The organism is Streptomyces sp. NPDC046977, from assembly GCF_040644455.1.
GTDB lineage: Bacteria > Actinomycetota > Actinomycetes > Streptomycetales > Streptomycetaceae > Actinacidiphila.
In genome coordinates, this window is record NZ_JBEYWO010000032.1 from 53,141 (window position 1) to 64,465 (window position 11,325).

Genomic DNA, 11,325 nt, shown 5'->3' on the forward strand with positions numbered 1-11,325 from the left:
CCTTCGGTGCCCGTGCACGGCAGGGTAGGGCGTGGCATACGTCCGATGGACGTGGTTTGAAGAAAAAGTGAGCACTAAGGTGCGCCGAATGTCAGAACGAGTTCCGGACGGTTCCCGGTGCCCGCCGCTTCGCTCGACCACAGCCACAGCGCGTCCGTACCGGCGCTGGTGAGCGCCAGGTCGCAGGAGCCGCCCAGCGACCCGCTCAGCCCCGAGGCGCTCAGCGCCGCCGTGTACGTGGTCTGGGAGGCCGTCGCGCCGCTGAGCGTGCCCAGCACCGTGGCGGACAGGGCCGGCCGGTTGGTGTACGTCGCGCCCGTCTCGGTCCAGGCCCCGGTGACCGGGACGACGCTCACGGTGTCGGCGGAGCCCGCGGTGGGGTCGGAGTTGGTGCGCAGCCGCAGTGCCGCCGACTTCAGCACGGTCCCGGCGGGCGCGGACGGCAGCGCGAACCGCAGATAGCTGACGTACGCCGAACTGCCGCGCACGGCCAGCGACCCGGAGGTGCCGAAGTTGCTCGACGGCGCCCCGGCGTTGACGTACGTGTCCTCGGCGGCCGCCACCGTGACCTGGGTGTCCTGCGGCGGCGGTGTGCCGCCCCCGCCGGTGCCCAGGGTGTGGTGGGCGGCGACCTGGGCGGCGGTCAGCACGTGCGGGTACACGGCGGTCTCGTCCAGCTGACCGGAGAAGAAGTTGCTCGCCGGCTGCGACGGCCAGCCGGCGAGGTTGTCGCCGCCGACCCGCCAGTAGCCCGCGTAGTCCTGGCTGGTGGTGGTCGTGCCGGAGGCCGACAGGGCCCCGTCGACGTAGAGCTTCATGCCGTCGCCGCCCTGCGTGGCGACGACGTGGTGCCAGGCGCCGTCGTTCCAGGCGCCGGCGGTGGCGACGGTGCGGGTGCCGCCGGAGTACGCGCCGAAGACCAGCCGGCCGTCGTTGGTCATGTAGAGGTGCTTGTCGTAGCTCGCGCTCAGGTTGTCGTCGACATTGCGGTCGCCGAAGCCGATCAGCCGGCCGCCGGAAGTGGTCGTCGTCCGGAACCAGGTCTCGATGCTGTACGCGGCCGGGCGCGGGTGCCGGGCGTCGCTGTAGGCGTAGTCGTTGGTGCCGTTGAAGCCCATGGCCGTACCGCCGCCGGGCACCGCGCCCGGACTCTGCCGGTACAGCGGCCCGTTGAGGTAGACCGCGTTGTCGCCGCCCGGCGAGGAGTCGGCGCCGAACTGGCCGGAGGCCTCCTCGTAGCGCCAGTACAGCGTCGCGCCGTCGGCGACGACCCGCGCGGGGTACGCCTGCGTGCCGCTCGCCGCCGTCACCGACTGGGCGGCGGACTGGGCACTGGTGTTGGTGCCGTCGCTCGCGCTGACCCGGTACGAGTGCGAGGTGCCCGGGGTGACCGAGGTGTCGGTGAAGGTGAACTGCGGGCGGGACCACGGCAGCGAGGGGCCGGTGGTGGTGTACACCGGCGTGCCCGAGCCGTCGCGGTACACGCGGTAGGTCAGCGGCCCGTCGTCCAGGTCCAGGCTGGACCGCCAGCGCACCGCGACCTCACCGGCCCGGATGCTGGAGACGTTCACCTCGGGCACGCTCGGCGCCCCGGTGTCGGGGCCGGAGGCGAAGCGCGTCAGGCCCTGCTGGGCGGCCCCGGCGACGGTGGTGAACTCGCCGCCCACCCACAGGTAGTCGGTGCCGCCGGAGGAGGCCACCGTCATCACCCGCGGCCCCAGGCCCTCGCCGATGCCGTCGTTGGTGTCGGGGAACCAGGGCAGCAGCACCGGGTCGTCCACCGACTCCGCCAGCAGGTGCTTGCGCCGCTGGTTGGGGTACTCGCCCATGCTGCTGCAGTCGTGCGCGTGCGAGCCGCTGTAGAGCACCGTGCGGTACACGACGACGGACTGGGTGGCGCCCAGGCAGTTGTCCCGCCAGCGCTGCCCGAAGTCGGAGGTGTTCAGGGCGATGCGGCCGTCGAACACCCCGCCTCCGGTGCCCTCGTTGGCGGTGAAGACCGCCGTCGCGTCGGCGGTGAGGTCCTTGACCACCGACGTCGGCGGGATGAAGCCCACCGGGTAGGCGCGGGTCAGGGCGCCGCCCGCGGTGTCGACGACGGCCAGCGCGTGCGAGCCGGTGCCGCCGACGGTGTCGAAGTCCCCGCCGATGACGGCGTGCGCGCCGTCCGGGGTGAGCTGGATCGCCCGGCCGGGCTTGTCGGCGTCCGGGTTCCAGGCGCGCAGCGCCCCGGCCGTGGACAGGGCGGCGAAGCGCGACCGGGACTGGCCCGCGACCGAGGTGAAGTCGCCGCCCGCGTAGACGGTGTCGCCGGTGACCGCCAGCGCCCGCACCGTGGCCGAGAACGACGGCCGGAACGAGGCCACCGGGGTGCAGGTGGCGATGTCGATCGCGGCCAGGCTGCTGACGGTGACGCCGTTGACGGCGTTGAACCAGCCGCCGGCGTACAGCGTCCGCCCGTCCGGCGAGACCTCCAGCGCGCGCACGGTCGCGGTGCCCGAGCCGATGGTGAAGGAGAGCCGGCAGCCGGTGGGCGCGCCGGTCGCCGCGTCGAAGGCGGCGAAGTTGACGGCGGGCTGCGTGGTCGTGCCCGCACCGGAGGACCGGACGACGGAGAAGGTGCCGCCCGCGAAGACGGTGCCGCCCTGCTGGGCCATCGCCCACACGACCCCGTTGGTCTGCCACGTCGGCAGCGGGTCGGCGGTCATCGCGACCGGTGCCGTGAGCGCCGCGGCGGGCGGCGCGGTCGCGACCCCCGCCCCGGCCAGTGACGCCGCCGTCAGTGCGAGCGCGGCCGAAAGCGTTCTCGCCGTTCTTGTGGTTCCCGCAGCGCGCATGAGCCCCCCAGCCCTCGCGACCCCCGGCGGCGAAGCGACGAACCGCCTGGCACGGCAGCGTACGCCGTACCGGGCGGCCCGGAGGAGACCCCGGCGCGTACTTTCCGCCGGGGTCTCCGGATTGCCCCGCTAGGAGCCGAACGTCAGCACCAGCCTCGGCGCGTTCGCCGAGGACGGCGCCTGCCGCGACCACAGCCACAGCGCGTCGGTCCCGGTACTGGTCACCGCCATCGCGTACGAGCCGCCGAGCGCCCCGCTGAGCTGGGCGGCGTCCAGCGGTACCGCGTACGCCGTGGAGATCGCCGTGGCACCCGTCAGGCTGCCGAGCACCGTCGAGGACAGCGCCGGGCGGTTGGCGTACGTGGCCCCGGCCTCCGTCCAGGCGCCGGTCACCGGCACCACGTTGGCGGTGTCGTTGGTCCCGGCGGCCGGGTCGGTGCTGGTGGTCAGCCGCAGGAACGCGCTCTTCAGGGTCTGGCCGGCCGGGGCGGCCGGCAGGCTGAAGCGCAGATAGGTCAGGTACGCCGAGCTGCCGCGCACCGCGAGCGAGCCGGAGGTGCCGTAATTGGCCGACGGCGCCCCGGCGTTGACGTACGTGTCCTCGGCCGCGGTCAGCGTGGTCACCGTGTCGGCGGGCGCACTGGCCAGCTCGTAGTGGTGGGCGATCTGGGCGGCGGTCAGCGCGGCCGGGTAGACCGCCGTCTCGTCGATCTGCCCGTTGAAGTAGTTGCTGGAGGGTTGCAGGGGCCAGCCGTTGAGGTTGTCCCCGCCCGCGCGCCAGTAGCCGGTGTAGTTCTCGTTGCCGCTCTGCGGGTTGGTGCCGGCCAGGACCCCGTCGACGTAGAGCTTCATGCCGCCGCCGTCCTGGGTGGCGACGACGTGGTGCCAGTCGCCGTCGTTGTAGGACGTGCCGGTGGTGACGGTGTTGGTGGCCCCGGTGTAGACGCCGAAGACCAGTCGGCCGTCGTTGGTCATGTAGACGTGCTTGTCGTACTGGCCGCTGGTGCCGGTGGTCGAGTTGCCGAAGCCGACGATCTTGCCGCCCGAGGTCGTGGTGGTCCGGAACCACGACTCCACGGAGAAGGTGGCCGGCCGGCTGTGGCTGCGGTCGCTGTAGACCCACTGGTTCGAGCCGTTGAAGCCGATCGCCGTGCTGGGCCCGGTCACCGCGGCCGGGGTCTGCCGGTAGGACGGGCCGCCGACGTAGTCGCCGTTGTCGTCGGCGCTGGAGGCGTCGGCCGCGTAGGTGCCGCCCGTCTCGTCGTAGCGCCAGTACAGCGTGGCCCCGTCGTCCAGGACCGCGGCCGCGTAGCTGTTGCTGCCCGAGGCGACGGTCACCGTGGCGGTGGAGGACAGCGGGCTGGTGTTGGTCCCGTCACCGGCCGACACCCGGTAGCTGTGGGTGGAGCCGGGGGTGAGACCGGAGTCGGTGAAGCTCAGCTGCGGACGCACCCACGGCATGGAGGTGGCGGTCGTCGTGTACACGGGGGTGGCGCCCCCGTCCCGGTAGACCTTGTACGTCAGCACGCTGTCGTCGTTGTCCAGGCTCGCCTGCCAGGTCACCTTGGCCTTGCCGGCCGACAGACTGGCCGCCCCGGCCTCCGGCGTGGTCGGGTTGCCGGTGTCGGGGCCGGACGCGAAGCGGGTCAGGCCCTGCTGCGCGCTGCCGTCGACGGTGGTGAACTCGCCGCCGACCCACAGGTAGTCGGTGCTGTTCCGCGACGAGACCGCCATCACGCGCGGGCCGATGCCCTCCCCGAGCCCGTCGTTGGTGTCGGGGAACCAGCCGAGCAGGTGCGGATCGGTCACCGACTCCGCCAGCAGGTGCTTGCGCCGCTGGTCGGGGTACTCGCCCATGCTGCTGCAGTCGTGCGCGTGCGAGCCGCTGTACAGCACGGTTTGGTAGACCTCTACGGACTGGGTGGCGCCCAGGCAGGTGTCGCGCCAGCGCTGGTCGAAGCTGCCCGCGTCGAAGGCGGTACGGCCGTCGAACACGCCGCCGCCGGTGCCCTCGTTGCCCGCGTAGAGGCCGGTGGCGTCGCGGGTGATGTCCTTGACGACCGAGGTCGCCGGGAAGAAGCCCATCGGGTACGCCTTCGTGAGCGTCCCGTCGCCGCCGTCGACCACCGCCAGGGCGTGCGAGTCGGCGCCCCCGATCGTGTCGAAGTCCCCGCCGATCATGACGTGGCCGCCGTCCGGGGTGACCTGCACCGCGCGCCCGGGCTTGTCGCCGGCCGGGTTCCACGAGGTCAGGGACCCCGAGGAGGTCAGTGCCGCGAAGTAGCGGCGGGACTGACCGGCGACCGTGGTGAAGTCGCCGCCCGCGTAGACGGTGTCCGCGGTCGCGTCGAGCGCCCGCACGGTCGCGGAGACCGCCGGGTGGAAGGAGGCGATCGGGGTGCAGGTGGCGAGGTCGACGGCGGTCAGGCTGTTGACCTGGACGCCGTTGACGGCGCTGAAGTACCCGCCCGCGTAGAGCGTTCCGCCGTCCGGCGAGACCGCCAGCGCCCGCACGGTGGCCGTGCTGCCCGCGCCGATGGTGAACGACAGCTTGCAGCCGGTCGGCGCGCCCGTCGAGGCGTCGAAGGCGGCGAAGTTCACCGCCGGCTGCTCGTTGCTGCCCGGCCCCGATCCCGGCGGCCGGACGGTGGAGAAGGTGCCGCCCGCGTAGACGACCCCCTGCGCCTGGGCCATCGCCCAGACGATGCCGTTGGTCTGCCAGGTCGGCAGGTCGTCGGCGGTCATGGCCACCGGCGAGGTGAGCGCCGTCGCGGCGGGCGCCGCCGCCATCCCCGCCCCGGCCAGCGCGCCCGCGACCAGCGCACCGGCGGCCGTCATTGCCCCAAGTCTTCGCATGTGCCCCCCAAGGCCCACTCGTCCACAAGCGGCCCAATCGCCCGCCTGTGGACCGCAGCGTAGGGGTGTGCGAACAGGGCCGGTAGAAAGTTTGACGAAATTGTGTTCACCGCATACCCGGCCGGATGTTCCCTGCCCGACATCTGCGAGGGGGAGTTCGCCCCTGTGCAGGCAGATATGGCCAGGTGCGGGCCGGAGAGCGGTGGAGCGCGGAGCCGCCGGGAGCCCGGCGGCCGCGTCAGCGGTCGATGCGCACGGTCGCGCCCGCGAGCTGCCGCGCGACCTGCTCGCAGTCCGCGTCGACCATGATCCGGGCCAGTTCGTCCACTCGCACCGAGGGCTTCCAGCCGAGCAGGTCGGCGGCCTTGCTCGCGTCGCCGATGAGGGCGTCGACCTCGCTGGGGCGCTCGTACTTGGGGTCGTAGCGCACGTACTCCGCCGGGTCGAGGCCGGCGTGCGCGAAGGAGGTCTCCAGGAACTGCCGTACGGTGGCGGCCTCCCCGGTGGCCACCACGTAGTCGTCCGGGGTGTCGCGCTGGAGCATCAGCCACATCGCCTCGACGTACTCGGGTGCGTAGCCCCAGTCCCGGACCGCGTCGAGGTTGCCCAGGTAGAGCCGGTCCTGCAGGCCCGCCTTGATGCGGGCGACGGCGCGGGTGATCTTGCGGGTCACGAAGGTCTCGCCGCGGCGCGGGGACTCGTGGTTGAACAGGATGCCGTTGACCGCGAACATGTCGTACGCCTCGCGGTAGTTGACGGTCGCCCAGTAGCCGTAGACCTTGGCGCAGCCGTAGGGGCTGCGCGGGTGGAAGGGCGTCCGCTCGTTCTGCGGCGGCGGGGTGGCGCCGTACATCTCGGACGAAGAGGCCTGGTAGACGCGGGTGTCGACGCCGCTGGCGCGCACGGCCTCCAGCAGCCGGATCGAGCCGAGGCCGGTGACGTCGCCGGTGTAGAGCGGCGCGTCGAAGGAGACGCGGACATGGGACTGCGCGCCCAGGTTGTAGACCTCGTCGGGGCGCAGGTCGCGCAGCAGGTTGACCAGGGCCACGCCGTCGGAGAGGTCGGCGTGGTGAAGCGTGAAGGAACGATTCGCCTCCTGGGGCCCCTGGTAGATGTGGTCGATCCGCTCGGTGTTGAAGCTGGACGACCGTCTGACGAGGCCGTGCACCGTGTAGCCCTTGCTCAGCAGCAGCTCCGCGAGATAGGAGCCGTCCTGGCCGGTGACACCCGTGATCAGGGCGCTCTTGCCCATGCGCTGTCCCCCCTGGGGTCGGATATGTTTCCTTTGCGTACAGATGTTTGGGTTCAGCCCCTATGGGGTGACCCGGGCTGGCAGAATCGCCTGTCATGACCCAAGCGAACGCAACCCTGCCGGAGCGTGCCCGGATCTTCGTCGCGGGCCACCGCGGACTGGTCGGATCGGCGCTTGTCCGCCGGTTGGAGGCCGACGGCCACGAGGTGATCACCCGCGGCCGCGACGAGCTCGACCTGCGCGACGCGGCCCGCACCGAGGCGTTCCTGACCGGGACCCGCCCGGACGCGGTGGTGCTGGCGGCCGCCAAGGTGGGCGGCATCATGGCCAACAGCACCTACCCGGTGCAGTTCCTGGAGGACAACCTGCGGATCCAGCTGAGCGTGATCGCCGGTGCGCACGCCGCCCGGGTCGCCCGGCTGCTCTTCCTCGGCTCGTCCTGCATCTACCCCAAGCACGCGCCCCAGCCGATCCGCGAGGACGCCCTGCTCACCGGCCCGCTGGAGCCGACGAACGAGGCGTACGCGCTGGCCAAGATCGCGGGCATCGTCCAAGTGCAGTCCTACCGGCGGCAGTACGGCGCGTCCTTCGTCTCCGCCATGCCGACCAACCTCTACGGGCCCGGCGACAACTTCGACCTCGCGTCCTCGCACGTGCTGCCGGCCCTGATCCGCCGCTTCCACGAGGCGCGGTCGGCCGGGTCCCCCGAGGTGGTGCTGTGGGGTTCCGGCACACCGCGCCGGGAGTTCCTGCACGTGGACGACCTCGCCGCCGCCTGCGCGCTGCTGCTGCGCGCCTACGACGGCGACGAGCCGGTCAACATCGGCTGCGGCACCGATCTGACCATCCGCGAACTGGCCGAGGCCGTACGGGAGGTCGTCGGCTACGAGGGCGACATCGCCTGGGACACCGGCAAGCCCGACGGCACCCCGCGCAAGCTGCTCGACGTCTCCCGGCTGACCGGCCTCGGCTGGAAGCCGGAGATCGCCCTGTCCGACGGCATCGCCTCGACCTATGCCTGGTGGCGGGAGCACGGCGCGGGCTGAGCCGCGGGGCATCAGTACGCTCCGCGGCCGTCGACCACGGCCCGGAGCGTACGGGCCATCAGGTCGACGTCGCTGGTGAACGTCCAGTTGTCCACGTAGCGCAGGTCGAGCTGGAGGGTCTCGTCCCAGGAGAGCTCGGAGCGCCCGCTGACCTGCCACAGGCCGGTCAGGCCCGGCTTGACCGCCAGCCGCCGCAGCTCGACCTCGTCGTAGCGCGCGACCTCGTCGGGCAGCGGCGGACGCGGACCCACCAGGGACATGTCACCCCGTAGAACGTTGAGGAGCTGGGGCAGTTCGTCCAGCGAGCAGCGGCGCAGGATGCGCCCGACCCGGGTGACCCGGGGGTCGCGGCGCATCTTGAACATCAGGCCGTCGTTCTCGTTGGCGGGCGCCAGTTCCGGCTTGCGGTCGTCCGCGTCGGCCACCATCGTGCGGAACTTCCACATCGTGAAGGGCGCGCAGTCCAGCCCGTGCCGGATCTGCCGGTAGAACACAGGGCCCTTGGAGCCCAGCCGGATGGCCGCCGCGATGAGCCCGAACAGCGGGGAGAGCAGCAGGAGTCCGACCCCCGCCCCGACCCGGTCCAGCGCCGACTTGAGGGTGATCTGCACCCCGCGCCGCACCGGCGGGCTGATGTGCAGGAGCGTGAGCCCGGCGGCGGAGGCGAGCTCCACACGGCGCTCGGAGACATCGGTCAGACCGGGCAGGACGGCCAGCGGCACCCCCGCGTCGTGCACCGCCCACGACAGCCGGCGCAGCCGCTCCCCGGCCATCCGCGGACCGGGCGCCACCAGCAGCAGGTCCGCGCCGAGTTCGCGGGCGGCGGCCAGGACCGCGCCCGAGTCGCCGCTCGGACGGGCCGGCGGCAGCGAGTCCAGCCGGGCGGCGACCGGGGCGCCGCACTCCAGGTTGGCCAGGCCGACCGGGACCGCGCCGACCACCACGTACTCGTGGTCGGTGCGCGCCGCGAGATGGTCGACCACGTAGTCCGCCGCGCTGGGCTCGCCCACCACGAGCACCCGGCGCACGGCGTGGGCCACGCGCCGCGACGCGATCAGGTGGTGGTACGTCAGTTTGCGGCAGACGGCGGTCAGCAGCAGCCCCGGGGTGAGCGCCAGCAGCGCCACCAGCGGCTCGGAGGCCTCGCCCACCACGGTGCGGACGATGGCCAGCACGCCCAGCAGGATCAGCCAGTCGTGGAGCACCGAACGCGCGCTGCGGGACTCGCCCAGCACCCGGCTCGCGTAACGGTGCCGCCCCGCCTGCACACAGGCCCATGACAGCGCCGCGGTCCCCGCGCAGAGCAGGGGATGCGGCTGGCCGGTGGCGTCGAAGACGAGCCCGACGGGCACCCCGGCCCCGGCGGCGTCGGTGACGACGGCCACCGGGAGGTACCAGCGCGCCTTGTCGCTCGACCCGTGCGGTGCCGCGACAGCGCGGCCCTGCACGGGAGTTGTATCCATCTCTTCCGAACTGGGTGTACCGACCCGCCGCATGGACCCCCCTGGCACAACGCGACAAAGTGGGCACGCCAGCCACTTCCCCAAGCAGCGGTGTGCCGTAGTAAGCCGGAACGCTATGCCAAACAGTTGTACGTTCGCTGCGGTTTACGAAATTTCGGAGGTCCGTTGTCCTGAAGTTCACGTTCGGCTGGATCTGACCACTCCAGTGAAGCGTCCGCCCTTTTGTGGCTGATTGCGCCTGTGTTGCGGCGTGTGGAGATCAACCGGTGGGTTTGCCCGTCGCGGGCCGGACCCGGGCGGCCGGCGAACGATCGTCCACCCGTTCGGCCGTCCGGGTGATGTCCGGCGGGGCGGGCGATGCGGAAGGGGCCCTTACCCTTGTCCCTTGTGTCCACTCTGCATGCCGCCCTCGCCGATCTCCTCGACGGGCTCCCCCCGGGCCGCGCCGCCCAGGCCGTCGACCGCCTGATCGCCACCTACCGGGGGCGTACGCCCAGCAGCACGCCGATCCTCCGCGACCGCTCCGACGTGGCGGCCTACGCGTCCTACCGCATGCCCGCGACCTACGCGGCCGTGTCCGCGGCGCTCGCGGAGTTCCGCGACCGGGCAGGGAGGTGGGCGCCGGACAGCCACCTCGACGTGGGCGGCGGCACGGGCGCCGCGACCTGGGCCGTCGCCGACGCCTGGGACGAGGGCACGCACACCAGCACCGTCCTGGACTGGTCGGACGCCGCCCTCACCCTCGGCCGCGACCTGGCCGGCGCCGCCGGGCACGAGGCCGTACGGCAGGCGCAGTGGGTGAAGGCGCCGCTGGGCACGGCGGCGCGGCTTCCCGAGGCCGACCTGATCACGCTCTCGTACGTCATCGGCGAACTGGCCGACGCCGACCGCGAGGCCGTCGTCGCCGAGGCCGCCCGCGCCGCGCGCGGCGCCGTCCTCGTCGTCGAACCGGGCACCCCCGACGGCTACGCCCGGGTGCTCGCCGCCCGCGACGCCCTCGTCGCGGCCGGCCTCCACGTCCTCGCGCCCTGCCCGCACGACGGGGCCTGCCCGGTGCAGGCCCCCGACTGGTGCCACTTCGCCGCCCGCGTCGCCCGGACCTCGCTGCACCGCCAGGTCAAGGGCGGCTCGCTGCCCTACGAGGACGAGAAGTTCAGCTATGTCGCGGCCGCCCGCTTCCCCGCCGGGCCCGCGCCGGACCGGGTCGTGCGCCACCCGCAGATCCGCAAGGGGCAGGTGCTGATCGACCTGTGCACCGTCGAGGAGGGTCTGCGGCGCACCACGGTCAGCAAACGGCAGGGCCCCCTGTACCGGGCGGCGCGCGACGTGGCGTGGGGCGACGCGTGGCCGCCCCCGGAGGCGGCCGAGGAGTAGCCGGTCCGGGCGTGGGGCGTCGCGCCGCCGAGCCAGGGGCGGGTCGTTGCCGCAGGTGGACGAGCCCGGGCCGACGCCGGAGCGGCACGTTGCCCTGTGCCGGCTGGCGTGCGACGTGGCCTGGGGCGAGGTCTGGCCGCCCCCGAAGGCGGCTGAGGAGTAGCCGGTCCGGGAGGCGGGCTCCCGGGCTGGTCCGCGGGCGGCACGTTGCCCTGAGCCGGCCGCGGGTCGTCGCCCCGCCGGGTTGCTGCCGCAGGTGGACGACGAGGAGTTCGGCTGTGCCGCCTTCCTGCCCGGGCCGACGCGTGGCCGCCCCGGAAGCCGCCGAGGAGTAGCCGGTGGGGGGCGTTCCGGCTGTGTTGCGTTGCGTGGCGGGCTTGGGCGCCGGGCCGAACCTTCGCGTGGGACGTCGCGAGCCCTGTGCCGGTGGACATCGCCGAGCAGCCCGCGGTCGCCAGGGGCCCGGTCCCTTCGGCGCGTGGCGGCGTGGGGCAAGG

General features: G+C 73.0%; 6 protein-coding genes. 2 read left to right on the plus strand and 4 right to left on the minus strand.

Going from position 1 to position 11,325, the window contains the following annotated elements; genetic code table 11:
• Positions 1–74 precede the first annotated feature (74 nt).
• The 3 genes from ABZ883_RS35030 to gmd all read right to left on the minus strand — a co-directional run bounded on the left by ABZ883_RS35030 (position 75) and on the right by gmd (position 6,945).
• On the minus strand, positions 75–2,837 hold the full coding sequence (locus ABZ883_RS35030) for a LamG-like jellyroll fold domain-containing protein (protein ID WP_360913527.1): 2,763 nt from the start codon (positions 2,835–2,837) through the stop codon (positions 75–77).
• A gap of 129 nt (positions 2,838–2,966) precedes the next feature.
• Positions 2,967–5,675 carry a LamG-like jellyroll fold domain-containing protein gene (locus tag ABZ883_RS35035; RefSeq protein ID WP_360913529.1) on the minus strand — a complete coding sequence of 903 codons (2,709 nt, stop codon included), beginning with the start codon at positions 5,673–5,675 and terminating at the stop codon, positions 2,967–2,969.
• Positions 5,676–5,931: 256 nt separating this feature from the next.
• Complete coding sequence (gene gmd, locus ABZ883_RS35040; protein ID WP_360913531.1) at positions 5,932–6,945, minus strand: GDP-mannose 4,6-dehydratase; 1,014 nt, start codon at positions 6,943–6,945, stop codon at positions 5,932–5,934.
• A 95-nt stretch (positions 6,946–7,040) separates the two neighbouring features.
• Here gmd and ABZ883_RS35045 point away from each other — a divergent pair, with 95 nt between their 5' ends.
• Positions 7,041–7,991, plus strand: coding sequence for a GDP-L-fucose synthase (locus ABZ883_RS35045; protein WP_360913533.1), 951 nt, complete (start codon positions 7,041–7,043; stop codon positions 7,989–7,991).
• An 11-nt stretch (positions 7,992–8,002) separates the two neighbouring features.
• Here the strand turns inward: ABZ883_RS35045 and ABZ883_RS35050 are convergent, their stop codons facing one another.
• A complete protein-coding gene (locus ABZ883_RS35050; RefSeq protein ID WP_360913535.1) occupies positions 8,003–9,439 on the minus strand; it encodes a sugar transferase in 1,437 nt (478 codons plus the stop codon).
• 372 nt (positions 9,440–9,811) lie between these two features.
• Between ABZ883_RS35050 and ABZ883_RS35055 the strand changes: the two genes are divergently transcribed.
• A complete protein-coding gene (locus tag ABZ883_RS35055; protein WP_360913537.1) occupies positions 9,812–10,828 on the plus strand; it encodes a small ribosomal subunit Rsm22 family protein in 1,017 nt (338 codons plus the stop codon).
• Positions 10,829–11,325 lie beyond the last annotated feature (497 nt).